The 26426-nt window shown below is 68.4% G+C and carries 23 protein-coding genes; 5 read left to right on the top strand and 18 right to left on the bottom strand.

Translation table 11 applies throughout. The features are described 5' to 3' along the window. Window positions 1-6: 6 nt before the first annotated feature. The 3 genes from nagZ to RN02_RS29900 all read right to left on the bottom strand — a co-directional run bounded on the left by nagZ (window position 7) and on the right by RN02_RS29900 (window position 2314). On the bottom strand, window positions 7-1005 hold the full coding sequence (gene nagZ, locus RN02_RS29890; RefSeq protein ID WP_043319015.1) for a beta-N-acetylhexosaminidase: 999 nt from the start codon (window positions 1003-1005) through the stop codon (window positions 7-9). A 10-nt stretch (window positions 1006-1015) separates the two neighbouring features. Next, entirely contained in the window at window positions 1016-1540 is a 525-nt protein-coding gene (locus RN02_RS29895; RefSeq protein WP_043267314.1) for a L,D-transpeptidase, read from the bottom strand. Window positions 1541-1606: 66 nt separating this feature from the next. Next, the gene (locus RN02_RS29900; RefSeq protein WP_009621360.1) at window positions 1607-2314 is read right to left on the bottom strand and encodes a TetR/AcrR family transcriptional regulator; all 708 of its coding nucleotides are present in this window, start codon (window positions 2312-2314) and stop codon (window positions 1607-1609) included. 231 nt (window positions 2315-2545) lie between these two features. Between RN02_RS29900 and lexA the strand changes: the two genes are divergently transcribed. Next, on the top strand, window positions 2546-3160 hold the full coding sequence (gene lexA, locus RN02_RS29905) for a transcriptional repressor LexA (protein ID WP_043319017.1): 615 nt from the start codon (window positions 2546-2548) through the stop codon (window positions 3158-3160). Window positions 3161-3171: 11 nt separating this feature from the next. Beyond that, on the top strand, window positions 3172-3645 hold the full coding sequence (sulA, locus tag RN02_RS29910) for an SOS-induced cell division inhibitor SulA (RefSeq protein WP_043319019.1): 474 nt from the start codon (window positions 3172-3174) through the stop codon (window positions 3643-3645). A gap of 12 nt (window positions 3646-3657) precedes the next feature. Here sulA and RN02_RS29915 read toward each other — a convergent pair whose 3' ends face one another. The 6 genes from RN02_RS29915 to fadB form a co-directional block, all read right to left on the bottom strand. Beyond that, entirely contained in the window at window positions 3658-3891 is a 234-nt protein-coding gene (locus RN02_RS29915) for a hypothetical protein (RefSeq protein WP_009621357.1), read from the bottom strand. 79 nt (window positions 3892-3970) lie between these two features. Further along, window positions 3971-4492 (bottom strand): DUF6586 family protein, encoded by a 522-nt coding sequence (locus RN02_RS29920; protein ID WP_009621356.1) that lies wholly within the window; start codon window positions 4490-4492, stop codon window positions 3971-3973. Window positions 4493-4557: 65 nt separating this feature from the next. Next, window positions 4558-7167 (bottom strand): type I DNA topoisomerase, encoded by a 2610-nt coding sequence (gene topA / locus RN02_RS29925; protein WP_043319020.1) that lies wholly within the window; start codon window positions 7165-7167, stop codon window positions 4558-4560. A 96-nt stretch (window positions 7168-7263) separates the two neighbouring features. Next, complete coding sequence (locus RN02_RS29930) at window positions 7264-7521, bottom strand: DUF1653 domain-containing protein (RefSeq protein WP_009621354.1); 258 nt, start codon at window positions 7519-7521, stop codon at window positions 7264-7266. A 120-nt stretch (window positions 7522-7641) separates the two neighbouring features. Continuing rightward, window positions 7642-8817, bottom strand: coding sequence for an acetyl-CoA C-acyltransferase FadA (gene fadA, locus RN02_RS29935; protein WP_043319022.1), 1176 nt, complete (start codon window positions 8815-8817; stop codon window positions 7642-7644). Window positions 8818-8846: 29 nt separating this feature from the next. After that, window positions 8847-10994, bottom strand: coding sequence for a fatty acid oxidation complex subunit alpha FadB (gene fadB / locus RN02_RS29940; protein ID WP_009621351.1), 2148 nt, complete (start codon window positions 10992-10994; stop codon window positions 8847-8849). A gap of 435 nt (window positions 10995-11429) precedes the next feature. Between fadB and RN02_RS29945 the strand changes: the two genes are divergently transcribed. Next, window positions 11430-12236 carry a hypothetical protein gene (locus RN02_RS29945; protein WP_043319024.1) on the top strand — a complete coding sequence of 269 codons (807 nt, stop codon included), beginning with the start codon at window positions 11430-11432 and terminating at the stop codon, window positions 12234-12236. A 21-nt stretch (window positions 12237-12257) separates the two neighbouring features. Here RN02_RS29945 and RN02_RS29950 read toward each other — a convergent pair whose 3' ends face one another. After that, entirely contained in the window at window positions 12258-12695 is a 438-nt protein-coding gene (locus tag RN02_RS29950; protein WP_009621349.1) for a hypothetical protein, read from the bottom strand. Between the two features lie 65 nt (window positions 12696-12760). Here RN02_RS29950 and RN02_RS29955 point away from each other — a divergent pair, with 65 nt between their 5' ends. After that, window positions 12761-13201, top strand: a complete 441-nt coding sequence (locus RN02_RS29955; protein ID WP_043267328.1) for a universal stress protein — start codon at window positions 12761-12763, stop codon at window positions 13199-13201. A gap of 36 nt (window positions 13202-13237) precedes the next feature. On the opposite strand, the gene RN02_RS29960 is transcribed toward RN02_RS29955, so the two are convergent. Both RN02_RS29960 and RN02_RS29965 read right to left on the bottom strand, forming a co-directional pair. Beyond that, window positions 13238-13921, bottom strand: coding sequence for a DUF6901 family protein (locus tag RN02_RS29960; RefSeq protein ID WP_009621347.1), 684 nt, complete (start codon window positions 13919-13921; stop codon window positions 13238-13240). Window positions 13922-13987: 66 nt separating this feature from the next. Beyond that, window positions 13988-15889 (bottom strand): ATP-binding cassette domain-containing protein, encoded by a 1902-nt coding sequence (locus RN02_RS29965; protein ID WP_043319026.1) that lies wholly within the window; start codon window positions 15887-15889, stop codon window positions 13988-13990. Between the two features lie 195 nt (window positions 15890-16084). Between RN02_RS29965 and RN02_RS29970 the strand changes: the two genes are divergently transcribed. After that, window positions 16085-18013, top strand: a complete 1929-nt coding sequence (locus RN02_RS29970; RefSeq protein WP_009621344.1) for a transglycosylase SLT domain-containing protein — start codon at window positions 16085-16087, stop codon at window positions 18011-18013. 421 nt (window positions 18014-18434) lie between these two features. Here RN02_RS29970 and RN02_RS29980 read toward each other — a convergent pair whose 3' ends face one another. The 6 genes from RN02_RS29980 to RN02_RS30005 all read right to left on the bottom strand — a co-directional run bounded on the left by RN02_RS29980 (window position 18435) and on the right by RN02_RS30005 (window position 26384). Next, entirely contained in the window at window positions 18435-19244 is an 810-nt protein-coding gene (locus tag RN02_RS29980; protein WP_043319030.1) for an MOSC domain-containing protein, read from the bottom strand. Between the two features lie 305 nt (window positions 19245-19549). Continuing rightward, the gene (locus RN02_RS29985) at window positions 19550-20479 is read right to left on the bottom strand and encodes a chemotaxis protein CheV (protein WP_043319032.1); all 930 of its coding nucleotides are present in this window, start codon (window positions 20477-20479) and stop codon (window positions 19550-19552) included. Between the two features lie 117 nt (window positions 20480-20596). Further along, window positions 20597-21490, bottom strand: a complete 894-nt coding sequence (gene yegS, locus RN02_RS29990) for a lipid kinase YegS (protein WP_043319034.1) — start codon at window positions 21488-21490, stop codon at window positions 20597-20599. 59 nt (window positions 21491-21549) lie between these two features. Then, window positions 21550-23109, bottom strand: coding sequence for an FGGY-family carbohydrate kinase (locus tag RN02_RS29995; protein ID WP_043319036.1), 1560 nt, complete (start codon window positions 23107-23109; stop codon window positions 21550-21552). Between the two features lie 97 nt (window positions 23110-23206). Continuing rightward, complete coding sequence (locus tag RN02_RS30000) at window positions 23207-24784, bottom strand: glycerol-3-phosphate dehydrogenase/oxidase (protein ID WP_043319038.1); 1578 nt, start codon at window positions 24782-24784, stop codon at window positions 23207-23209. 4 nt (window positions 24785-24788) lie between these two features. After that, a complete protein-coding gene (locus RN02_RS30005; protein ID WP_043319040.1) occupies window positions 24789-26384 on the bottom strand; it encodes an FAD-binding oxidoreductase in 1596 nt (531 codons plus the stop codon). Window positions 26385-26426: the final 42 nt, after the last annotated feature.

Below are 26426 nucleotides of genomic sequence, written 5' to 3' on the forward strand. Positions count from 1 at the left end.
GAATCCTCAGTCGATCAGTTGTGCCGCGCGCAGTTCGCCCACGGCCTGCTGCCAGCGCGGCAGCTGCTTGTATTCGATGCCCGGCCAGGCCCTGGCGCGCATCCGCGCCAGGCGCTCGGGAGCTTTCGTCTTCAGGCGCTGCAGGGCGCCCAGGGCCAGTTCCGCCGAGCCACGGTCGTTGCACACCAGGCCCATGTCGCAGCCGGCATTCAGCGCGGCCTGGATGCGGCTGGCGGCATCGCCCACCACGTGGGCGCCGGCCATGGACAGGTCGTCGCTGAAGATCACCCCGTCGAAGCCCAGTTCGCCGCGCAGGATGTCCTGCAGCCAGCGCCGCGAGAAACCGGCAGGGCCGGCATCCACCTGCGGGTAGATGACGTGGGCGGGCATCACCGCATCCAGCTCGCCGGCCAGGCGCTGGAAGGGCACCAGGTCGCTGCGGCGGATCTCGTCGAGGCTGCGCTCGTCCTCGGGAATCCCCACGTGGGAATCCACCTCGGCCCAGCCGTGACCGGGGAAGTGCTTGCCGGTGGCGGCCATGCCGGCGGCGTGCATGCCGCGGATGAAGGCGCCGGCCAGCCGCGTGGCGCGCGCCGGGTCGCCCTCGAAGGCGCGGCTGCCGACCACGGCGCTGCGCTGGTGGTCCAGGTCCAGCACCGGGGCGAAGCTCAGGTCCAGGCCCACCGCCAGCACCTCGGTGGCCATCAGCCAGCCGCACTGCTCGGCCAGGCGCTCGGCATTGGCGTTGTCGGCGATGGCGCGCATCGCCGGCAGGCGCAGGAAGCCCTGGCGCAGGCGCTGCACGCGGCCGCCCTCCTGGTCCACCGCCAGCAGCAGGTCCGGGCGCAGGGCGCGGATGGCCGCGCAGAGTTCGCGCACCTGGCGCGGGCTTTCGATGTTGCGGGCGAAGATGATCAGCCCGCCCACTTCGGGGTGGCGCAGGATCCGGCGGTCCTCGGCGGTGAGCCAGGTGCCGCCGATGTCGAGCATCAGGGAGCCTTGCATGGGGGAATCCTTAACAGAGTTCGGCCGCGCGCCACTGCGGCTGCGGCGCCTCGTCGAGGCGCACGGGGCAGTGCAGCGGCACACGGGGGAAGAGTTGCAGCAGGTCGGCGTTGCGCAGGCGCACGCAGCCATGGGACAACGGCGCGCCCATGGGTTCGCAATCCGGCGTGCCGTGCAGGTAGATGTAGCGACGGAAGGTATCCACCTCGCCCAGGCGGTTGACGCCGGGCTCGCAGCCGCTCAGCCAGAGGATGCGGCTGAGGATCCAGTCGCGCCCGGGAAACTGCTCGTGCAGCGCCGGGCTCCACACCTCGCCGGTCCAGCGCCGGCCACGCAACACCGCGCCGCAGGGCAGGCCTTCGCCGATCTTCGCCCGCACCTGGTGCAGGCCGCGCGGCGTGCAGCCGGAGCCTTGGCGCTCGCCGGCGCCGTTCAGCGCGGTGGAAACGGGCAAACGCAGCACCAGACGCTGCGCGGCGAAGCCGTAGAGCACCTGGTCGGCGAGGGAAATGTGCAGCAGGTCGAGATCGGGCATCGTCCGCCAGCGACAGCAGGAATGGCCCGCTACTTTAGCCGATCGGCCGTGGCAGGCCCAGCGCGGTCAGACCTTGGCCGGCGCCGGCGCCTTGCTGCGCGGCTTGGGCTGGGCGCCGGCCAGGGACGGGTCGCTGACGCCGCTGTCGGCGCGCATGCCGGCGGCGAGGAACGGCACCATCAGGCGCATCACCTGCTCGATGGAGGTGTTCACCCCGAAATCGTTCTCGGCCATGGCGCGCAACGCCTTGATCCCGGACATGCTGAAGGCGGCGGCGCCGAGCATGAAGTGCACGCGCCAGAACAGCTCGATGGGCGGCAGGCGCGGCGCGGCTTCGTTGACCAGCTGCATGTAGCGGCGGAACACCTTGCCGTAGACCTCTTCGAGGTACTTGCGCAGGTGCCCCTGGCTCTGGCTGAAGGCCAGGCCCAGCAGGCGCATGAAGATCGACAGGTCGTTGCCGCTGCGCGGCTTCACCGCCATGGCCTGCACCACCAGCAGTTCGAGCAGTTCCTCGAGGCTGGCGCGCGGCGCGTCGGGCTTGGCCTGGCGCCGGTCCAGCTCTTTTTCCAGACTGGCGCAGAAGGGCCCGAGGAAGCGCGAGAAGACCGCCTGGATCAGCGCCTTCTTCGAGCCGAAGTGGTAGTTCACCGCCGCCAGGTTGACCCCGGCCTTGCTGGTAATCAGACGCAACGAGGTTTCGGCGAAGCCTTTTTCCGCGAACAGCTGCTCCGCAGCATCGAGGATACGTTCGACGGTTTCCGACTGGGCCATGGATGATTTCACCTGACAAACACTTGTTTGAAACTTACGTTTCAAATCAATCCATTGTCAAGCCTGGCGCGGGGGGATTGTTGCGGATTCTCGGGCAATACGACGAACGATGCCAGCGGGACGTTGGCCGAATCCGCCGAATTACAGCCCCCGGCCGATGAAATAATTCGTTGCCAGTGGCCGACTACTGTATATAATCCCAGCCACTGTACAAAAAGACAGAGTAGGGACATGCAGAAGCTGACGCCGCGCCAAGCCGAGATCCTCGCCTTCATCAAGCGTTGCCTGGAAGACAACGGCTACCCGCCGACGCGCGCCGAGATCGCCCAGGAGCTCGGCTTCAAGTCGCCCAACGCCGCCGAGGAGCACCTCAAGGCCCTGGCCCGCAAGGGCGCCATCGAGATGACCCCCGGCGCCTCGCGCGGCATCCGCATTCCCGGCTTCGAACCCAAGGCCGCGGCCAACGAGGACGAACTGCCGATCATCGGCCGCGTCGCCGCCGGCGCGCCGATCCTCGCCGAGCAGAACGTCGAGGACGCCTGCCGCATCAACCCGGCCTTCTTCAACCCGCGCGCCGACTACCTGCTGCGCGTGCGCGGGCAGAGCATGAAGAACGTCGGCATCCTCGACGGCGACCTGCTCGCCGTGCACGTCACTCGCGAGGCGCGCAACGGCCAGATCGTCGTCGCCCGCCTTGGCGAAGAGGTCACGGTGAAGCGCTTCAAGCGCGAGGGCAGCAAGGTCTGGCTGATCGCCGAGAACCCCGAGTTCGCGCCCATCGAGGTCGACCTCGAGGAACAGGAACTGACCATCGAAGGTTTGAGCGTCGGCGTCATCCGCCGCTGACAGGAGGCCCCATGCAGTATCCCCAGCCGCTGGACCTGCCCCAACTGCCGCTGTTCCAGGAGGCGCTCTGGGCGAACGCCGAAGAGCCCCTGCTGGCCAAGCTGGCAGAACCGGATGCCGTCGAGGACCAAGCCTTCAGCGAACTGTCGCTGCGCGGCCTGCCGGGCCACTGCCAGAGCCTGCTGGCGCCCATCCTGCGCGAACTCAGCGAAGAGAAGGATGCCCGCTGGCTGACGCTGATCGCCCCGCCGGCCAGCCTCACCCACGACTGGCTGCGCAAGGCCGGGTTGAACCGCGAGCGCATCCTGCTGCTGCCGGCGCGCGACCAGGCCTCCGCCCTGAGCCTGGCCTGCGAGGCGCTGCGCCTGGGCCACAGCCACACGGTGGTCAGTTGGCTGCCGGCGCTCGGCGGCAAGGCGCGCGCGCAACTGTCCCGCGCGGCGCTCGCCGGGCAGGCGCAGAGCCTGAATATCCGTCTGGGGTAGAAAAGAAAGGAATCAGTGCAGGACGCGCGGGCCGTCCTGCTCGACTTCGCCACCTTCGGCGAGGCGGCCGGCCAGTTGCACGCCGACGTTGAACATCGCCTTGGCGATCTCGATGTGCTGGCCCTGCAGGAAGCCCTTGGCGTCGTTGGAGAACTCCAGGGTCACCAGCGCCTCCTCGTCTTCCGCGCGGCGCAATACGATGCGCCCATCGGGCAGTTCAACGATTTCCAGGAATGAGGTCGGCATGGCTAGGTTCTCTCACAGCAGAACGGCCATTGTAACAGTCATGGCCGCTCTCCCCTAGCCCAACCGACTTCCGGCAGGCTCAGAGTTCGGTCAGCGCCCCGCGGAAGCGCAACACCATTTCCTTCAGCGACTTGCGCCAGGCTTCCAGTTCGGCGTTGCCCAGGGCCTGCGGCTCTTCCTCGTCCAGGCTGACGGCCTGGATCAGCGGCTGGGTCGGGTCGACCTTGGCCTTGCGCGGCTCGCGCGGCGGCTGGAACAGCTCGGCGTAGGCGGCCAGCAGCTGCGCCAGCCAGGTTTCCGGCTGCTGCGCCAGCTCCACCAGCTCGGCCAGTTCCGGGCTCGGCGAGGCCGCCAGCACCTCGGCGTTGAGCAGCAGCTCGACGCGCGGCGCATTGGCCTCGGGCAGGCGGTAGTAGCCGGCGATCTCATGGGCTACGCCCAGCACCGCGCCATACAGGTGGAACAACGCCGCCTCGCGCTCGGCCTGCACCAGCGCCTGGGCGTTCATCGGCCGCGCCTCTTCCGCCTTGCGCCAGGCTTCCAGGGCCAGGCCGGCGAAATACAGCTTCTGGTTGGTGCGGGTGTAGAGTTCCTGAGCCATCAGCGCGCCCTCATGCGGTCACTCGGCAGTATATGCGCGCCCCGCCTGCGCGGGCGCGCCGCCCATCAGCGCTTGTCCTCGACCTTCCACTTGCCGCCGTCGAAGAAGGCGCGCCAGCCGCTGGGCTTGCCGTCCACCTCGGACTGCACGTACTGCTCCTTGATCTTGCGGCTGAAGCGGATTACCGCCGGGCGGCCATCCGGGTCCTTCTGCGGCGCGGCGAGCAGGAAGTGGTATTTCGGGTCCAGCTCGTCCTTGTGCGGGATCAGCTCGCTCACCAGGGGCGCGCGGGTCTCGCGGTTCTTGGGGAACTGGCTGGCAGCCAGGAACAGGCCGGAAGCGCCGTCGCGCAGCACATAGACGTCGTCGACCTTCTCGCACTTGAGCTCGGGCATGCGGATGGCGTCCATCTTCGGCGGCGCCGGCTCACCGTTCTTCAGCAGCTTGCGGGTGTTCTTGCAGGCCGGATTGGTGCAACCGAAGAACTTGCCGAAGCGGCCGGTCTTGAGCTGCATCTGGCTGCCGCATTTGTCGCATTCCAGGCTCGGACCTTCGTAGCCCTTGATGCGGTACTGGCCTTCCTCGATCTCGTAGCCCGGGCAATCCGGATTGTTACCGCAGATGTGCAGCTTGTGCTTCTCGTCCAGCAGGTAGGCATCCATCGCCGTGCTGCAGATCGGGCAGCGGTGCTTGCCGCGCAGCACGCGGGATTCGGACTCGCCCTCGTCGTCCGCGGCGATCTCGTCGCCGGGGATGAGGTTGATGGTCGCCTTGCAGCGCTCCTTCGGCGGCAGGCTGTAGCCGGAGCAGCCGAGGAACACGCCGGTGGAGGCGGTGCGGATCATCATCGGCCGGCCGCACTCGCGGCAGGGGATGCTGGTCAGCGTCGGCTGGTTGGCGCGCATGCCTTTCTCGCTGACCTCGGCCACTTCGAGCTTCTTCTTGAAGTCGCCGTAGAACTCGTCGAGCAGGTGCTTCCAGTCGCGCTCGCCCTGGGCCACGTCGTCGAGGTGCTCTTCCATGCCGGCGGTGAAGCCGTAGTCCATCAGGTTGGAGAAGCTCTCGTTGAGGCGGTCGGTGACGATGTCGCCCATCTTCTCGGCGTAGAAGCGCCGGTTGTGGGTGGTGACGTAGCCGCGCTCCTGGATGGTCGAGATGATCGCCGCGTAGGTCGACGGGCGGCCGATGCCGCGCTTCTCCAGCTCCTTGACCAGGCTGGCTTCGGAATAGCGCGCCGGCGGCTTGGTGAAGTGCTGGCTCGGGTCGAGCTTGAGCAGCTTCATCGCATCGCCCTGGTCCATCATCGGCAGCACGTCGTCCTCGCCCGGCTTGCCCTGCTGCGGCAGCACCCTGGTGTAGCCGTCGAACTTGAGGATGCGGCCCTTGGCGCGCAGCTCGAAGTCACCGGCGGCGACGCTGACGGTGGTGGACAGGTACTCGGCCGGCGGCATCTGGCAGGCCACGAACTGGCGCCAGATCAGGTCGTACAGGCGCTCGGCGTCGCGCTCCATGCCCGACAGCTGGGTCGGACGCAGGTTGACGTCGGACGGACGAATCGCCTCGTGCGCTTCCTGGGCGCCTTCCTTGCTGGAATAGAAGTTCGGCTTGGCCGGCAGGTATTTCTTGCCGAACTCGCTGTCGATGAAGCCGCGCACCATGTCGATGGCGTCGGCCGACAGGTTGGTCGAGTCGGTACGCATGTAGGTGATGTAGCCGGCCTCGTAGAGACGCTGGGCCATCATCATGGTCTTCTTCACGCCGAAGCCCAGGCGGTTGCTCGCGGCCTGCTGCAGGGTCGAAGTGATGAAGGGCGCAGAGGGCCGGCTGGAGGTCGGCTTGTCCTCGCGCTTGGCCACGCTGTAGCTGGAGGCCTTGAGCTTCTCCAGGGCGGCCATGGCCTGGGCTTCGTTGAGCGGCTTGAAGGCTTCGCCCTTCTCGCGCACCACTTCGAAGCGGGCCTTATCGCCGCGCGGGGTGTTCAGGTCGGCGTGGATTTCCCAGTATTCCTCGGGAACGAAGGCGCGGATCTCGCGCTCGCGCTCCACCACCAGCTTCACCGCCACCGACTGCACGCGGCCGGCAGACAGGCCGCGGGCGATCTTCGACCACAGCAGCGGCGAGACCATGTAGCCCACCACGCGGTCGAGGAAGCGCCGCGCCTGCTGGGCGTTGACGCGGTTGATGTCCAGCTCGCCGGGCTGCGAGAAGGCTTCCTGGATGGCCTTCTTGGTGATTTCGTTGAACACCACGCGCTTGTAGCGGCTGTCGTCGCCGCCGATGGCCTCGCGCAGGTGCCAGGCGATGGCCTCCCCTTCGCGGTCCAAGTCGGTTGCGAGATAGATGGTGTCGGCATCCTTGGCCAGGCGGCGTAGCTCCTCGATCACCTTCTCCTTGCCGGGGAGGATCTCGTACTTGGCCTTCCAGCCGTGCTCCGGGTCCACGCCCATGCGGGTGAACAGCTGGCGCTTGGCCTTCTCCTTCGGCGACAGCGCAGGGGCTTCGGCAGCGCTCTTGCGGGCCTTGGCCGCGGCCGGCTCCTTCGCGCTGGACGAACCGCTGGTGGGCAGGTCGCGAATGTGGCCGATGCTCGACTTCACCACGTACTGGCTGCCCAGGTACTTGTTGATGGTCTTGGCCTTGGCCGGTGATTCCACGATGACCAGCGATTTACCCATGGATCGGAAGATTCCTGCTTCGAGAAGATGAATATAAGGAGGGAGGCGCCCGGAACGGCACCGCTATATATAGTGGTGGTCCGCCCAAGGTCAAGTTCAGGATTCGCCGAAACCGACCTGGGTCAATCCCAGCGGGTCGTTTTCGGCGCTCACCAGAGCAAAGCGCGGAACCAGCTCGCCGTCCACCTCCACCGCTTCGGTGAACATGCCCAGCGGGCGCACCCAGAGGCCGAACTCGCCGTACAGCGCCTGGTAGACCACCAGGGTCTCCTCGCTCTCCGAATGCCGCGCCACGCCCAGCACGCGGTAGTGCTGGCCCTTGTAGTGACGGTACAGGCCGGTCTGCAGTTCCATTCGCTGCCCTCCTCGGCAAAAAAGCCGCGATTCTCCAGGCCCGGGGCGATCGGGGCAACCCCGCCGCCCGGAAAAACGAAAGCCGGGGCACAAGGCCCCGGCTCGTCCATCGACGAAAGCTTAGACGCGTTCGAAGATGGTGGTGATGCCCTGGCCGAGGCCCACGCACATGGTGGACACGCCCAGGGTGCCGCCGTTCTGTTTCATCACGTTCAGCAGGGTGCCGGAGATGCGCGCACCGGAGCAGCCGAACGGGTGGCCCAGGGCGATGGCGCCGCCGTGCAGGTTGACCTTCTGGTCCATCTTGTCGAGCAGCTTGAGGTCCTTCAGCACCGGCAGGGCCTGGGCGGCGAAGGCTTCGTTGAGCTCGACGAAGTCGATGTCGTCGATGGTCAGGCCGGCGCGCTTGAGCGCCTTGTTGGTCGAGGGCACCGGGCCGTAGCCCATGATCGCCGGGTCGACGCCCGCCACGGCCATGGCGCGGACCACGGCCATCGGCTGGATGCCCAGGTCCTTGGCGCGCTGGGCGCTCATGACGATCATGCAGGAAGCGCCGTCGGTGATCTGCGAGGAGGTGCCCGCGGTCACGGTGCCGCCCTTGGGGTTGAACGCCGGCTTCAGCGAGGCCAGGCCTTCCAGGGTGGTTTCCGGACGAATGGTCTCGTCGAAGTCGAAGACCTTCAGGAAGCCGTTCTCGTCATACCCTTCCATCGGGATGATCTCGTCCTTGAACTTGCCTTCCTGGGTGGCCTTCCACGCCAACTGGTGCGAACGCACGCCGAACTTGTCCTGGGCCTCGCGGGTGATGCCGTGCATCTTGCCCAGCATCTCGGCGGTCAGGCCCATCATGCCGGAGGCCTTGGCGGCGTACAGCGACAGGTGCGGGTTCGGGTCGACGCCGTGCATCATGCCGACGTGGCCCATGTGCTCCACGCCGCCGACGACGAAGACGTCGCCGTTGCCGGTCTGGATCGCCTGCACGGCGGTGTGCAGGGCGCTCATCGACGAGCCGCACAGGCGGCTGACGGTCTGGCCGGCGCTAGTGTGGGGGATCTGGGTCATCAGCGAGGCCATGCGCGCGATGTTCCAGCCCTGTTCCAGGGTCTGGTTCACGCAGCCCCAGATGACGTCCTCGACTTCCGCCGGGTCGACCTTCGGGTTGCGTGCAAGCACGCCGCTGATCAGGTGCGCGGACATGTTCTCCGCACGGGTGTTGCGGTGCATCCCGCCCTTGGAACGGCCCATCGGGGTGCGGCCGAAGTCGACAATGACGGCGTCTCTCGGATTCAGGCTCATAAATTCACTCTCGCTCTATTCGTTCGCACTCAACCGAAGAACTTCTGGCCGTTCTTGGCCATTTCACGCAGCTTCGCGGTCGGGTGGTACAGCGGGCCCAGGTCGGCGTACTTGTCGGCCAGGGCGACGAATTCGGCCACGCCGATGGAGTCGATGTAGCGCAGCGCACCGCCACGGAAGGGCGGGAAGCCGATGCCATAGATCAGGCCCATGTCGGCCTCGGCGGCGGTTTCGACGATGCCGTCTTCCAGGCAGCGCACGGTCTCCAGGCACAGCGGGATCATCATGTAGTTGATGATGTCCTCGTCGCTCAGCTCACGCTGCTCGCTGACGATGGCCTTGAGCAGTTCGTAGGCCTGCGGGTCGCTGACTTTCTTCGGCTTGCCGCGCTTGTCGGTCTCGTAGGCGTAGAAGCCCTTGCCGTTCTTCTGGCCCAGGCGGTTGGCCTCGTACATGACGTCGACGGCGGTCTTGCCTTCCACCGCCATGCGGTCCGGGAAGCCTTCGGCCATTACGTCGCGGCCATGGTGGCCGGTGTCGATGCCGACCACGTCGGACAGGTAGGCCGGGCCCATGGGCCAGCCGAACTTCTCCATGACCTTGTCGATGCGCGCGAAGTCGACGCCGAAGCCCAGCAGCTTGGAGAAGCCGCCGAAGTACGGGAACAGCACGCGGTTGACCAGGAAGCCGGGGCAGTCATTCACCACGATGGGGTTCTTGCCCATCTTCTTGGCGTAGGCCACGGTGGTGGCGACGGCCACGTCGCCGGACTTCTCGCCGCGGATGACCTCGACCAGGGGCATCATGTGCACCGGGTTGAAGAAGTGCATGCCGACGAAGTTTTCCGGGCGCTTCAGGGCCTGGGCCAGCAGGCTGATGGAGATGGTCGAGGTGTTGGAAGCGAGGATCGCGTCCTCCTTGACCACGCCTTCCACCTCGGCCAGCACGATCTGCTTGACCTTGGGGTTCTCGACCACGGCTTCGACGACGATGTCGACGTTGCCGAAGTCGCCGTAGGACATGGTCGGGCGGATGGCGTTCAGCGCCTCGGCCATCTTGGCCGGGGTCAGGCGGCCCTTCTCGACGCGCTTGCCGAGCAGCTTGGAGGCCTCGTTCAGGCCCATCTGGATACCCTCTTCGCGGATATCCTTCATCAGGATCGGGGTGCCCTTGACCGCCGACTGGTAGGCGATGCCGCCGCCCATGATGCCGGCGCCGAGCACGGCGGCCAGTTTCACGTCCTTGGCGACTTCGTCGTACTGCTTGGCTTTCTTCTTCAGTTCCTGGTCGTTCAGGAACAGGCCGATCAGGCTTTGCGCAACCGAGGTCTTGGCCAGCTTGACGAAGCCCTGGGCCTCGACTTCCAGCGCCTTGTCACGGCCGAAATTGGCAGCCTTCTGGATCGACTTGATGGCTTCGACCGGGGCCGGGTAGTTCGGGCCGGCCTGGCCAGCGACGAAGCCCTTGGCGGTCTCGAAGGCCATCATCTGCTCGATGGCGTTGAGCTTGATCTTTTCCAGCTTGGGCTGGCGGCGGGCCTTGTGGTCCAGCTCGCCGGCGATGGCGCGCTTGACCAGGTCCAGGGCCGCGGCCTGCAGCTGCTCGGGGGCGACCACGGCGTCGACGGCGCCGACCTTCAGGGCGTCCTCGGCACGGTTTTCCTTGCCCGAGGCGATCCATTCCACGGCGTTGTCCACGCCGATCAGGCGCGGCAGGCGCACGGTGCCGCCGAAGCCCGGGTAGATGCCCAGTTTGACTTCCGGCAGGCCGATCTTGGCGGTGGCGCTCATCACGCGGAAGTCCGCGGCCAGGCACATTTCCAGGCCGCCGCCCAGGGCGATGCCGTTGATCGCGGCGACGGTCGGGACCTCGAGGTCCTCGAAGGCGCTGAAGATCTTGTTGGCTTCGAGGTTGCCGGCCAGCAGTTCTTCGTCCGGCAGCTTGAAGTTGTCGACGAATTCGGTGATGTCGGCGCCGACGATGAACACGCCTTTGCCGCTGGTCACGATCACGCCCTTGACGGACGCATCGGCCTTGATCGCATCGACTGCTTCACGCAGTTCGTTCAGGGTGAGCCGGTTGAACTTGTTGACGGACTCGCCCTTGAGGTCGAAATTCAGCTCGACGATGCCGCTCTCAAGAGCCTTAACCGTGATGGCTTTACCTTGGTAAATCATCAACTGATCTCCACGCTAGGGAAGCTTGAACTCACGCATCGGACGCCGTGTATCGGGACCGTTCCGCAGTCGCGGAGCATAGTCCCAAAGCCTGCGGCACACCCGCCGATGCGATAGTCGGGGCCTTGGTTCGACCGTTCGTACATGGCAAACGCTCGATTCATACGCCCGTTTGATTCGGGTGTGCACACCTTCTTCGAAAAGCCTGCGCTTGTCAATCGCGGACGGCTGTCCGAAAGGCCTCTGGTTCGCCGCATTCAGCGAGGTTCTGCCGCGACATTCAGCAAAACCATGGCGCCCCGTGCCGCTGTCTGGCCCGGGGCCAGCCGCGTCGTTGGCAAAATGCCCGGACGCGGGTTAGAGTCCGGCGAATCGCTTGTCGCCGAGCACCGCGAAGAACAACAAGAAGCCCCACGGCACCAAGGAGACGCGCCCATGCCATGCCGCCCGCTGGCCCGCCTGTTGTCCCTGTTCGTACTGTCCGCCCTGCCCTTTCTGGCCCACGCCGAGCCCGCCGGCGACCTGCTGGCGCTGCACCAGATGCGCCTGGCCGCCCAGCGCAGCCTGAGCGACCTGTTCCTGCTCAACGCCATGGCCGGGGACCCGCGCTACGCGGGCCTGGTGGCCAGCTCCACGGCCGACGCCGGCGCCGCCCTGGAGCGCCTGGGGCAGATGCCCGGCAGCGCCTCGGCGCAGCTCAGGAGCAAGCTGCAGGAACAGTGGGACGGCTACCGCCAGGCCCTGGAGCAGCAGCTGCAGGCGCAGAAGCAGAACGGCTACAACGACTTCCAGCCCCTGGGCGACCTGGCCCGCCGCAACAGCCAGCTGCTGGATACCGCCGAACAGCTCTACGAGGGCATCCAGAAGGACAGCGGCCAGCAGGTGCCGCCGCTCACCCAGCAGAGCCGCGAGCAGAGCCTGCTGATGCAGTCGATCACCTGGAACTACGTGTCGCGCAACGCCTCGGTGGGCGCCAACCCGGTGCGCAGCGAGGACCAGCAGGCCCTGGACGACCTGACCAACCGCTTCGCCATCAACCTGCTGCAACTGCAGCAGGCGCCGCAGACCAGCCCGGAGATCGGCCGCGAGCTGCGGGCCATCTCCACCAAGTGGCGGTTCATCGAGAAATCGCTGCAGGGCGCCGCGCAGAGCAGCGTGCCCTTCCTCATCGACAAGTACTCCGACGGCATCATCGCCGACCTGGAGCAGGTCTCCGGCCGCTATGCCGCGGCGCAGCTCTGAATGACGGCAGCGCCACGGCGCTCAGGCGCGCCGGGAAAGGAACTCGGCGATGCGCTGCAGGTGGCTGGCGTCGCCGCGCTCGCCCCAGTACAGGGCGATGAACTGCGCCGAAGCCTCGACCATGTACACGTCGCCCGGCAGCGTCGCCAGGTCGGCGAGCAGCTGCGCATCGGCGCAGGGCTCGCGCCAGCGGTCCAGCCAGACGCCCGGCGCGCTCTGCCAGTAGCGCCACTCGTCGTTGCGCCCACGGCTGCGGCCGCGGTGGTACTGCGCGCAGCTCTGCGGCGGCTGCCGCTCCAGCCAGTGCGGCCACTCCTGGCGCGCCATCTGCATGGCCAGCCCCAGGCGCCGCGCCTGCAGGCGCAGGTCCATCTGCCCGCGCTGGCCGCGCGAAGGCATCAGCCAGGCCAGCGGGCTGAGCACCAGCGCCAGGAGCAGAATCGACCACCAGACCGTCATATCGGGTATACCTCGGCCCAAAGAGCCATACTTGCATTCATAACTGTCCCCCGGAGGAGACGCTCATGCCCTACCAACACATCCTGGTCGCCGTGGACCTCACCGACGAATGCGATCCGGTGATGAAGCGCGCCGTGGCGCTGGCCTCCAGCACCCAGGCGCAGCTGTCCACCGTGCACGTGGTCGAGCCCATGGCCATGGCCTTCGGCGGTGACGTGCCGATGGACCTGTCGATGCTGCAGCAACAGCAGTTCGACCAGGCCAAGGAGCGCATGCACCAGTTCACCCTCTGCTACCCGCAGGTGTCCATCGCCCAGAGCCACCTGGTCTACGGCCAGCCGCGCCAGGAAATCCACCGCCTGGCCAAGGAACAGGGCTGCGACCTGATCATCGTCGGCAGCCACGGCCGCCACGGCCTGGCCCTGCTGCTGGGCTCCACCGCCAACGACGTGCTGCACGGCGCGCCCTGCGACGTGCTGGCGGTGCGCCTGCAGAAGACCGAGTGAGTCAGCCCGGGCGCCTGCCGCGGCGGGCGCCCGGTTTCAGAACACCTCTCCCCCGCTCATCAGGACCGGGCGAACCTTCTGCAACTGCGCCTCCAGCGAATAGCTCACGCTCGAGGACATGGAAAAGAAGCTGAGGAAGGCCTTGAGGTTGGAGTCGCCCACGCAACTGTCGTGGATGCGCTGCCAGAACGCCTGGTTGACCAGCTGCAGCTGCTGGTACAGACGCACCAGCCCCTTCAGTTCCCAGTCGGCGTGGCGCCCCTCGCGGTAGTTGAAGTACTGGCGCATCAGGTATAGCGACACCGCGCGGGTGATGAACTCCTGGTTGCTGGCGAACGGCAGGTGCTGCTGGGCCATGGGCTTGAGCCGCCCCAGCAGCGGGCAGGCGCTGGTGGCCATGATCACCCCCAGCAGCGCCCGCAGGCCCTCCTCCAGGCCGACCTGCTTGCGGTACTCGCGCTCGGGGGTGCGCACCAGCACGTCCACCTTCTTCAGCGCCGGCAGGCCGCGGAAATCCTCGATCACCCGGTGCAGGTCCACCGCCGCCGGGCAATGCCTGTGCTGCTCGCGGGACAGCGGGCAGTTGCTGCACTGGTTGTGCTCCAGGCGCGTCCACGCCGGCGCCCCGACGGCCTGCTCGCCATCGAAGCGGCGTTCCAGCTCGATGCGGTAGCTGAAGCCCTGTTCGTCATCCAGATTGATGCGGTACTCGATCGCCATGCCCTTCCCCAACTCGCCGATCGCCGCCGCAGCGGCAGCCCCCGGGCACCTTCCCGACGGGGCGGGTCATTCTTCCAGTTCGGCCCAGCGCTCGATCAGCCGGTCCAGCTCGGCCTGCAGGCTGTCCAGGCGCTCCAGCACCACGCGGGTTTCCTCCGCCGGGCGCTGGTAGAAGCTGGGCGCCGAGATTTCCTCCTGCACGCCGGCCAGTTCGGCCTCCAGGGCGTCGATCTGCCCGGGAATGGCCTCCAGTTCGCGCTGCAGCTTGTAGCTGAGCTTCTTCTTCGCCGCCTCCGGCGCCGCGGCCGGTGCCGCAGCTGCCTGCGGGGCGGGCTCGGATTTCGCTGCCTTCTCCTCGCCCACGCCCAGCAGGCGCGGCGAACCGCCCTGGCGCAGCCAGTCCTGGTAGCCGCCGACGAACTCGCGCACGCGGCCCTCGCCTTCGAACACCAGGGTGCTGGTCACCACGTTGTCGAGGAAGGCGCGGTCGTGGCTGACCATCAGCACGGTGCCGTCGAAGCCCAGCAGCACCTCTTCCAGCAGCTCCAGGGTTTCCACGTCCAGGTCGTTGGTCGGTTCGTCCAGCACCAGCAGGTTGGCCGGCTTGCTGAACAGCTTGGCCAGCAACAGCCGTGCCCGTTCGCCGCCGGACAGCGCCTTGACCGGGGTGCGGGCGCGCTGCGGGGAGAACAGGAAGTCGCCCAGGTAGCTCAGCACGTGGCGGTTCTGGCCGTTGATGGTGATGAATTCGCGGCCTTCGGCGATGTTGTCGATGACGGTCTTTTCCGGCTCCAACTGGTGACGCAACTGGTCGAAATAGGCCACTTCCAGGCGCGTGCCTTCCTTGATGCTGCCGGAAGTCGGCTGCAGGTCGCCCAGCAGCAGCTTGAGCAGGGTGGTCTTGCCGGTGCCGTTGGCGCCCAGCAGGCCGATGCGGTCGCCGCGCTGCAGCACCAGGGAGAAATCGCGGATCAGCGGCTCGCCGCCAGGGTGGGCGAAACCGACCTTCTCGGCGACTATCACCTGCTTGCCGGACTTCTCCGCCGTCTCCATCTGGAAGCTGGCCTTGCCGGTGCGCTCGCGGCGCTCGGCGCGCTCGTTGCGCATGGCCTTGAGCGCGCGCACGCGGCCCTCGTTGCGGGTGCGCCGGGCCTTGATGCCCTGGCGGATCCACACTTCCTCCTGGGCCAGGCGCTTGTCGAACAGCGCATTGGCCGCCTCTTCCGCCGCCAGTTGCTGCTCCTTGTGCACCAGGAAGCTGGCGTAGTCGCCCTTCCAGTCGATCAGGTGGCCGCGGTCCAGTTCGAGGATGCGGTTGGCCACGGCCTGCAGGAAGGCGCGGTCGTGGGTGATGAACAGCACCGCGCCGGGGAAGCCGGACAGCGCCTCTTCCAGCCAGGCGATGGCGCCGATGTCCAGGTGGTTGGTCGGCTCGTCCAGCAGCAGCAGATCCGGCTCGGCGACCAGCGCCTGGGCCAGCAGCACGCGGCGGCGCCAGCCACCGGAAAGCTCGGCGAGGGTCTTGTCGGCCGGCAGTTGCAGGCGCGTCAGGGTGGTTTCCACCAGTTGCTGCAGGCGCCAGCCGTCGCGGGCCTCCAGGGCCTGCTGGACGCGCGCCAGCTGGGTCAGGTCGTCGTCGCCCTGGATGTGCTGGCTCAGGTGGTGGTAGCGGCTGAGCAGCTCGCCGACCTCGGCCAGGCCCTCGGCGACCACATCGTAGACCGTGCGCTCGTCGGCCACCGGCAGCTCCTGCGGCAGCTCGCCGATCTTCAGCGCCGGGGCGCGCCAGATGTCGCCGTCGTCGGGCATCTGCTCGCCCTTGACCAGCTTGAGCATGCTCGACTTGCCGGTGCCGTTGCGACCGATGATGCAGACCCGCTCGCCCTTCTCGATCTGCCAGGACACCTTGTCCAGGAGCGGCGTGGTGCCAAAGGCGAGGGATACATCGGTGAACTTCAGCAGGGTCATGGGGCATCTCCGGAAACTGGGGCCGCAGTGTAAGGGAAACTCGAAAAAAGTCAGAGCCTTGCACGAGCGCCGCGGCTGTCATCTTTTGTGCCCGACGGTACCGCCGCAACGCTTCCGCCATCGCGTCGCAACAGGCTAAGCTTGTGCCTATCGGCGCCGGCCAGACCGCGCCACGAATCACTTTGCGGAAGAGTCATGCGCGGTCGCCTTTCACTATTGTTCTCCTGCCTGATCCTCACCCTGACCAGCGCCGCGCCGGCGCACGCTGCCCCGCTGCAGCAACAGCGGCAGATGTACGACGAGGCCAAGGCCGCCCTGGCGCGCAACGACAACGGCCCCTACCTGCGCTACCGCCAGGCCCTGGCGGATTATCCGCTGGAACCCTACCTGGGCTACGACGACCTGACCAACCGTCTGAAAAGCGCCAGCGACGCCGAGATCGAAGGCTTCCTCACCGAACACGGCGACCTGCCGCAGATCAACTGGCTGAAGCTGCGCTGGCTGCGCCAGTTGGCCGACCGCCAGGACTGGAAGACCTTCCTCAACTACTACGACCCGAAGATGAACTTCACCGAGCTGGACTGCCTGTACGGCCAGTACCAGCTCACCCACGGGCAGAAAGCCGCCGGCTACGAGACCGCGCAGAAGCTGTGGCTGGTGGGCAAGTCGCAACCCGACGCCTGCGACACCCTGTTCGACCTCTGGCAGGCCGACGGCCAGCTCACCGAGGACATGGTCTGGAGGCGCCTGAAGCTGGCGGCCGAGAAAGGCAACTACGGCCTGGCCACCACCCTCGCCAAGCGCCTGCCGACCCTCGGCAGCCTCGGCGAGCTGATGGTCAAGGTGGCGCAGAACCCCGCCCAACTGAGCCAGACCGAACGCTTCAGCCTGCGCACCCACGCCATGGCCGACGTCGTCGGCCTGGGCCTGCGGCGCCTGGCCAAGCAGGACCCGGAACGCGCCCTGGGCCTGCTCGACGGCTACGAGAGCAGCCTGCCGTTCACCGGCGAGGAAAAGGTCAACATCGCCCGGCAGATCGGCCTGGGCCTGGCGCGCCGCTACGACCCGCGCGCCCTGCCGCTGATGACCCGCTACGATCCCGAGCTGCGCGACAACACCGTCAGCGAATGGCGCCTGCGCCTGCTGATGCGCCTGGGCCGCTGGGAAGACGCCTACCAGTTGACGCGCCAGCTGCCCAAGGACCTCGCCGAGACCAACCGCTGGCGCTACTGGCAGGCGCGCACCCTGCAACTGGCCCAGCCGCAGAACCCGCAGGCCATGGCGCTGTACCAGCCGCTGGCGCGCGAGCGCGACTTCTACGGCTTCCTCGCCGCCGACCGGATCAACGCGCCCTACCAGTTGAACAACCGCCCGGTGAGCATCAGCCCGCAGGTGATGCAGCGCGTGCGCAACGCCGCCAGCACCCGCCGCGCCCTGGAGTTCTACGCCCGCGGCGACGTGATCAGCGCCCGCCGCGAGTGGTATTACGCCGCGCGGGTGTTCAACCGCGACGAACTGCTGGCCCAGGCCCGCATGGCCTACGACATGCAGTGGTACTTCCCGGCCATCCGCGCCATCAGCCAGGCGCAGTACTGGGACGACCTCGACATCCGCTTCCCGGTGGCGCACCGCGACAGCCTGCTGCGCGAAGCGCGCAACCGCGACCTGCACCCCAGCTGGGTGTTCGCCATCACCCGCCAGGAAAGCGCCTTCATGTCCGATGCGCGCTCCGGCGTCGGCGCCACCGGCCTGATGCAGCTGATGCCGGCCACCGCCAAGGAAACCTCGAAGAAGTTCGGCATTCCCCTGGCCGGACCGCAGCAGCTGATAGTGCCGGACCTCAACATCCGCCTCGGCGCCGCCTACCTCAGCCAGGTGCAGGGCCAGTTCAACGGCAACCGCGTGCTCGCCACCGCCGCCTACAACGCCGGCCCCGGCCGCGTACGCCAGTGGCTGAAGGACGCCCGCCACCTGTCCTTCGACGTCTGGGTGGAGAGCATCCCCTTCGACGAAACCCGCCAATACGTGCAGAACGTGCTGTCCTACGCGGTCATCTACGGCCAGAAGATCGGCGTGCCGCAGCCGCTGGTGGACTGGCACGAGCGCTTCTTCGACGAGCTCTGACCGCCCCTCCCGCACGCTTGGCGTAGGGTGGATAACCGTTCGCGGTTATCCGCCGCCTGACCTTCGCATCCGCGCACTTCGAGCGCGGGCCGGAGCGCCTTTCAGAATCGTGGCGATGGGTATCGCTTCGCTCCACCCATCCTACGCCGGCCGCGCCGAGATGCTCTTCGTAGGATGGGTTGAGCTTGCGAAACCCATGCGGTTGCGCTGATGGGTATCGCTTCGCTCAACACCATCCTACGGGGTGGTTTGCCGGCGGGGGTAGGAGCGGACCTGGTCCGCGATAGCTGGACATTCCGGCGCGATTCGCGGATGAGGTCCGCTCCTCGCCGCTCTTCTGTAGGAGCGCGCCCTGCGCGCGAAATCGCGGGCAGGGCCCGCTCCTACAGGTGCGGGCGAAAGCCCATCCGCGGGAGCTGGATCACTCCAGGACTTCCACCGGCATGCCCACGCGCAGCTCGCCGCGGCCGAGGGGGAGCAGGTTCTGCCCGAGCAACGCCTCGCCGTCCACCTGGCGGTACTTGAGCAGCGTCGCCAGGGGTTCGCGGTTGGGGTCGCGCTCGCCGGTGTGCGGGTCGATGGTGGTGAGGATGCAGCGGCCGCAGGGCTTGGCCACGCGGAATTCGACGTCGCCGATGCGGATGCGCTTCCAGCCGTCCTCGGCATAGGGCGCGCTGCCCTCCAGCACCAGGTTGGGGCGGAAGCGCAGCATCTCCAGGGGATGGCCGACGCGCGCGGCCAGGTCGTCCACCGAGGCCTGGCTCATCAGCAGCAGCGGGAAGCCATCGGCGAAATGCACCTTCTCGCCCGGCTCGGCATAGGCGGTGTCCACCTGCCGCGCGCGCTGCTCGGGAATCTCCACCAGCCGGCACGGGCGGCCGAGGAAGCGGCTCAGCCAGTCCGCCGCGGCCTCGCCGGCATCCGGCACCTGCAGACTGTCGCGCCAGATGGTCACGCCACGCAGCGCATCGTCCACGCCGGGCACCGCCACCAGCAGGTCCTCCATCCCCGGCGCACGCAGGCGCAGGGCCTGGCCGCCGTCCTGCCAGCGCGCCTCGATGCGGCCCAGCTGCGGCAGCAGGCGCTGGGTGAGGAAGCGCCCGCTGGAAGCCTCCACCGCCATCCAGCGACGGTCGCCCTGCAGGCCGAGGGCGTCCAGCCCGATGCGCTCCAGGGGCTCGAACTGCCCGGACTTGAGCGGGTAACGGTAGAGGGCGCTGAGGGTGATCATGCTGGCGGCTTCCTTGATGCGGCAAAGAAGCCGTTATACGGGGCAGACCGGCGCCTCGCAATCGGGCATCGCGGATGGAAGCCAGGGGCCGCCTGTAGGAGCGCGCCCTGCGCGCGAAATCGCGGGCAGGGCCCGCTCTACACGGGAGGCATGGTATTTCACCGTAGGATGGGTTGAGCGAAGCGATACCCATCACCGTGGCAGCATGGGTTTCGCAGGCTCAACCCATCCTACGAAGAGCACCTCGGCGCAACCCGCAAGACAGGTTGACGCCGAACCACCCAGCCGTGCCGGGCGGTCACGGCTCAGGCCGGGAGCTTCTCCAGGCGCCGGCGGATCACGTCCACCAGCAGGTCCGGCTGGAACTTGGAGAGGAAGTCGTCGCAGCCCACCTTGCGCACCATGGCATCGTTGAAGCTGCCCGACAGCGAGGTGTGCAGCACCACGTAGAGCCCGGCCAGGCGCGGGTCGTTGCGGATCTCGGTGGTCAGGCGGTAGCCGTCCATCTCCGGCATCTCGGCGTCGGTGAAGACCATCAGCAGCTTCTCGTCCATGTCCTCGCCGGCATTGGCCCAGGCCTGCAGCTGGCGCAGCGCGCGCAGGCCGTCGGTGGCCACGTGCAGCTTCAGGCCAAGCTGGCCGAGGGTGTCGCGCAGTTGGTTGACGGCGACGCTGGAGTCGTCCACCACCAGCACCTCGCGGCCGCTGGTCTGCGCCAGCAGGTCGTCGTCCAGGCGCTCGGCGGAGACGCGGGTGTTCATCGGCACGATCTCGGCCAGCACCTTCTCCACGTCGATGATTTCCACCAGGCGCTCGTCGATGCGGGTGATGGCGGTCAGGTAGTGCTGGCGCCCGGCCCCGCCGGGCGGCGGCTGCACCGCCTCCCAGTTGAGGTTGAGGATGCGCTCCACGCCGCCGACCAGGAAGGCCTGCACCGAGCGGTTGTACTCGGTGACGATGATGGTGCTGCGCTCCTCGGGGCGCAGCGGGCGCATGCCGATGGCATGGGACAGGTCGATCACCGGCAGCGTCTGGCCGCGCAGGTTGATCACCCCGCAGATCATCGGGTGGCGCTGCGGGATCAGCGTCAGGCGCGGCAGCTGCAGCACCTCCTGGACCTTGAACACGTTGATCGCGAACTGCTGCCGGCCGGCCAGGCGGAACACCAGGATCTCCAGGCGGTTCTGCCCCACCAGTCGGGTGCGTTGATCGACGCTGTCGAGAATGCCGGCCATGGGGGCTCCTGAAATCGGGATGAATAGCGTGTCGCTGTATCGGCCAGAATTCCGGCGACGAAATACTGGCGCAACGCCATCATGCCTCAGAAGCCCGTCCCGGGCCAGCCCCGGCGATCAGCCGCCGAGCAGCGGCGAACCTGGCGGCAGGTGCAGGCGCAGCGCCGCCGGGCGCACCTCGAAGCGCGCCCGGCTGGCCTGAAGGGGCTCGCCGTCGAGGTTGATCGCCAGGCCCTCGCCGGCCTCCAGCTCGAGCCACGGCAGGCGCGCGCGGACGAACAGCTCCTGCAGCCCGCCACCGCTGCCGAGCAGGCTGCCCAGGGCGGACAGCATGTCGCCCGGCGCCGGCAGGATGCTGACGTCGAGCAGGCCGTCGTCGGCCAGCGCCTGGGCGCACAGCGGGTGCCCGCCGCCGGCCTGGCGGCCGTTGCCGATGCCCAGGGCGAGGAATTCGCCCTGCCAGTCGAAGCCCGGGCCGCGGAAGTGGCCTTCGGCCGAGTGCACCTCGGAGAAGCGGCTGATCCCGGTCAGCAGGTAGGCCGCGCCGCCCAGGGCCTTCTTCAGGTCTTCGGAGGTGTTGGCCGTGACCGTGGAACCGAAGCCGCCAGTGGCCATGTTGAGGAAGATGCGCCCCTCCACCTCGCCCAGGTCGATGGGCCGCGCCGCTTCCTCCAGCAGGCCCAGCGCCGCGGCCGGCTCCAGCGGGATGCCGGCGGCGCGGGCGAAGTCGTTGGCCGTGCCCAGCGGCAGCAGCGCCAGGCTGGCCTCGGCATCGGCGCGGTACAGCGCCTCGGCCACGGCCCGCGCGGTGCCGTCGCCGCCGCCGGCGACCAGCGTCGGGTAGCCGGCCGCCAGGGCCTCGCCGACCAGGCGCTCGGCATCGCCCTCCTCCCAGGTGACGCGCACGTCCAGCCGCCAGCCGGCCTCGCGGCGCGCCAGCACCGCCGCGCGCACCTCGTCGTTGGCCGCCTGCTTGCCGTGCAGGATGAGCATCGCTTCGGGTTTCGCCATGGTCCCTCTCCCCTCCTTGAAGTCCATTCACTATGGACCATCGAACCGGGGCGCGAAGTTCAGGCCGGGTAGCCGGTGATTTCGCGGATGCTCCGGTACAGCGGCTTCAGTTGCCGGTACATGCGCTGGTAGACCTCGCGGTACAGCCGCTCGTAGGTGCGCTGCGCCTGCGGGCGCGGCTGGAACACCTGGCCGACGCGGGTCATGGCGGCGATGGCGGCGGCGAAGTCAGGGAACAGCCCCAGCCCCACCGCGCAATCGATGGCCGCGCCCAGGCCGGAGGCCTCGTAGACGTGCGGGCGCTCCGCCGGCAGGCCGAAGATGTCGGCGGTCAGCTGCATGGCCGCATCGCTCTGCGAGCCGCCGCCGGCCACGCGCAGGCGCTCGATGCGGGTGCCGGAGCGCTTCTCGATGCGCTCCTTGCCCTGGCGCAGCGCATAGGCCAGGCCTTCAAGAATGGCGCGGTAGATGTGCGCGCGGGTGTGCACGTCACCGAAACCGATGATCGCGCCCTTGGCTTCCAGGCCGGGTTCGCGGATGCCCGGCGTCCAGTAGGGCTGCAGCATCAGGCCCATGGAGCCGGGCGGCACCTGCTCGACCAGTTCGTCGAACAGTTTCTCCGGCTCCACACCCAGCTCGGCGGCGCGCTGCATCTCGCGCAGGCCGAACTCGCGCTTGAACCAGCTGACCATCCAGAAGCCGCGGTAGATCATGACTTCGGTGTTGAAGTGATCGGGAATCGCCGCCGGGTACGGCGGGATCAGCGGGATGGTCTCCAGGTAGCGCGCGCGGGTGGTGTTGATGGTCGCGGTGGTGCCGTAGGACAGGCAGGCCACGCTGGGTTCGATGGCCCCGGCGCCGAGCACCTCGCAGGCCTTGTCGGCGCCGGCGGCGATCAGCGGCAGGCCCTCGGGGATGCCGGTGTGGCGGCTAGCCTCGGCGCTGATCGTGCCGAGCCTGGCGCCGGGCTTGAACAGCTCGGGCAACTGCTCCTGGCGCGCCTTCACCGCCTGCCATTTCCAGTCCCGCGGGGCGGCCCACTTCAGGCGTTTGTAGTCGAACGGCAGGTAGGCCACGCTGCACGCCAGGGAGTCGACGAAGCGCCCGCACAGGCGATGGGTGAGGAAGCCGGACAACAGCAGCACCTTGTGCGTGGCCGCGTGCAACTCCGGCTGCTGCTGAGCGACCCAGTTGACCTCGGCCTGGCTGCGGAAGTAATCCACCGCGCCTTCGGCGCCGGCCAGCTTGAACAGCCAGCCCCAGGGCCCCTTGATGCGGCCCTCGACCTCGGCGCGGCGCTGGTCCAGCCAGAGGATCGCCGGGCGCAGCGGCTTGCCCTGCCCGTCGACGTGGATCACGGTGCCGCGCTGGGTGGTCAGCGACACGCCGCGGATCAGCCTGCGGTCGATGCCGCTCTGCGCCCAGAGCAGCTGGCAGGCCTCGCCGAGCTTGGCCCAGTAGTACTCCGGGTCCTGCTCGGCCCAGCCGGGCTGGCTGGAGTAGTAGGCCTCCAGCTCGACCTTGCCCTTGCCCACCAGGTTGCCGGCGAGGTCGAAGAGCAACGCGCGTACGCTCTGGGTGCCGTTATCGATGGCCAGCAGGTAGCTCTGTTCGCTCAAGGTGCGATCCTTCTCGTCAGGGGACCTTGCCGGTGATGGGTATCGCCGCGCCGATGGCACGGGCTCCACGTAGGATGGGTTGAGCCTGCGATACCCATCACGCTTCACCCGGCAAGCTATAACAGCGCCGCCAAAGCTCCAGGTAGGCGCGCTCTTCTTCGTGCCAGCGCCCGTCGTCCCAGCCCAGGCGCGCCTGGCACAGCGCGCGGATGGCCGGCAGTTCGCCGGCGCCGCCGTTCTCCAGCAGCAGGCCCAGGCGCGTGCGGCGCAGCAGCAGGTCGTCCAGGTGCAGCACCAGCTCGCCTTCGGCGGCCCAGGCCAGTTCGGCCCACAGGCAGTCGCTGTCGCCCACCCGCCCGTTGCCGACTTCCGCCAGCAACCTCGCCAGTTGCGGCAGGTTGCGGCCGTGGCGGCCGGCCAGGCGCCGCCGCTGCTGCGGACCCAGGCCGGGCAGGTCGACCTCGGGCACTGCGGCAAAAATTGCTGAGCCGCTATCCTCCAGCGTCTTGCCGAGCATGGGCGCGCAGGCCTGCAGCACTTCCAGGGCCAGCAGGCGGAAGGTGGTCAGCTTGCCGCCGGCCAGGGTCACGCAGCCGGGCTCCTGCCACAGGGCGTGCTCGCGCTTTTCGTCCGAGGGTTTCTTCCGCGCCGCGCCGCTGCTGACCACCGGGCGCACGCCGGCCCAGGTCGAACGGATGTCGGCCCGGCCGATGCGCGCGGCGGGGAACTGCTGCGCGCAGGCGGCCAGCAGATAGTCGACTTCCTCCTCGCTGATGCAGGCATCGCTGTCCAGGCCGTCGCCATGGTCCAGGTCGGTGGTGCCGACCACGCTGGCGCCCTCCCAGGGGAAGACGAACACCGGGCGCCGGTCCGCCGCGTGCATGAAGCTGAAGGCGTGGGCCACTGGCAGGCGCCAGGCCGGCAGCAGCAGGTGGCTACCGCGCAGGGGGCGGATGTGCTCGTCGCCTTCCCTGCGGCGCAGGTCGTCGGCCCAGGCGCCGGTGGCCAGGGCCACCGCGCCGGCGCGCAAGACGAAGCGCTCGCCGCTCTCCCGGTCCTCGGCCAGCAGGCCGCTCACCCGGCCGCCTTCCCGTCTCAGTTCCAGTACGCGCAGGCCGTTGAGCGCCTCGCCGCCGTCGGCGCGGGCCTCGTCCAGCACGCGCATGACCAGGCGGGCGTCGTCCACCACCGCATCGGCGAAGCGCGTGCCGCCCAGCAGGCCGTCCTCCTTCAGCCCCGGCGCCAGGTAGCGCAGTTGCTGCAGCGGGTAATAGAGGTGGTTGCGCTTGCCGGCCAGGGCGTCGTACACGGCCAGCAGGCCGCCGAACACCTTCGGCCCGGGGAAGCCGCCGCGGTAGTGCGGCATGATGAAGCTCAGCGGCTCCACCAGCCCCGCCGCCTCGCCGAGCAGGCGCTGGCGTTCGCGCACCGAGTCGCGGGTCAGGCCGAACTGGCCCTTGGCGATGTAGCGCAGGCCGCCGTGGACCATCTTCGAGGAACGGCTGGAGGTGCCCCAGGCGAAGTCGCGCTGCTCCAGCAGCAGGCAGCGCCAGCCGCGCCGCGCGGCCTCGCGGAGGATGCCGGCGCCGGTGATGCCGCCGCCGACCACGATCAGGTCCCAGTCGCGCCCGGCCAGTTCGGCCAGCGCCTGCCTGCGCCAGGCGGCGTTCCACATGGCGTCAGTCCTGCAGCAGGGTGCCGGGGTTGAGCCGGCCCGCGGGGTCGAAATGGCCGGCCAGGGCGCGCAGGGTGGCCATGCCCAGTTCGCCCTTCTCCAGCGCCAGGTACGGCGCGTGGTCGCGGCCCACGCCGTGCTGGTGGCTGATGGTGCCGCGGTTCTCGACGATCGTCCGGCTGGCGGCCTGCTTGAGCCGGCGCCAGCGCTCATGGGTGGCGGCATAGCTGGACGCCGGGCGGAACACGTAGGTGGTGTAGATGCTGGAGCCTTCGCCATAGACGTGGGACAGGTGGCTGAACACGTGCACCCGCTCGCCTTCCGCCGCCAGGCCGTCGCGCAGGCTGGCCTCGATGCGCCGCATCAGGTTGTCGACGTTGCTCCAGTCGGTGGCGGTCTCCAGGGTGTCCACCACGTAGCCGGCCTGCCAGAGCGTCTCGCGCAGGTAGGGCGAGCGGAAGCGGCTGGCTTCCCACTTGCGCCCCAGCAGGGTGCCGGTGAACACTCCGCCGAAGCCCTTCAGCAGGCGCCGTGCGAGCTTCAGCGAGGCGGCGTTCTGCGCGCGGCTGCCGGTGACGCCGAAGGTCAGCATGCACTTGCCCTCGCCCGCCCCGCGCCACTTCAGGTAGCGCTCCAGCCAGGCGATCTGCCCGGGATGGCCGGCCAGGGTCAGTTGGGTGCGGGTTTCCACCGCGTTGGACAGGCGCAGCATGGACAGCTGCACACGCGCCTGGGCCAGGCTGCGGATGGCCGCCAGGCCCTGTTCCCAGGACGGCAGGAAGACCACGTAGAAGCGCTCCTGCTCGGCCAGCCGCGAGACGCGCACCTTGACCGAGGAGATGACGCCGAAGCGGCCCTCCGAGCCCAGCACCAGCTCGCGCAGGTCGGGGCCGGCGGAGGATGCCGGGAAGGTGGGGATTTCCAGCGGCCCGGCGAAGGTCTCCAGGGTGCCGCCGGCGAACAGTTGCTCGATGCGCCCGTAGCGCAGCGACTGCTGGCCGCTGGAGCGGCTGGCCACCCAGCCGCCGAGGGTCGACAGCTCCCAGGACTGCGGGAAGTGGCCGAGGGTGTAGCCGCGGGCGCGCAGCTGGCTTTCCACCTGCGGGCCGTTGGCGCCGGGGCCGAAGGTGGCCACCAGGCTTTCCTCGTCCAGCTCCAGCAGGCGGTTCATGTGCGCCAGGGAAACGGTCAGCACCGGCTTGTCGGAGGCCGGCGGGTTGATGTGCCCGGCCACCGAGGTTCCGCCGCCGTAGGGGATCAGCAGGCAATCGGTGCGTTCGGCATAGCGCAGCAGTTCGCGGATCTGCTCGGCGCTCTGCGGGTAGGCCACGCCGTCGGGGAAGCGGCCGAACTCGCCCTCGCGCATGGCCAGCCAGTCCGGCAGGCTCTGGCCGCGGGCGTGCAGCAGGCGGTCCATGGGTTCGCGCAGCAGCAGCGGGTGCTCGGCCAGGCGCGAGGCCGGCACCTTGGCCAGCACGTCGTCGAGGCTGGCGTCGGGCAGCGCGAGGCCGGGGCCGATCTGCTCGGCGAGAAAGGTCCGGCCCGAGCCGGGCAGTTCCATCGAAGTGCTTTCCTCACCCCAGCCATTCCAGCGTCGCATGCCTGCCGTGCTCCTGTTCCGGTCGCTCGCAATGGCTGCCTA

Origin of the sequence: Pseudomonas sp. PI1 (assembly GCF_000812405.1) — a bacterium.
In the GTDB taxonomy this organism is placed as follows: domain Bacteria; phylum Pseudomonadota; class Gammaproteobacteria; order Pseudomonadales; family Pseudomonadaceae; genus Pseudomonas; species Pseudomonas citronellolis.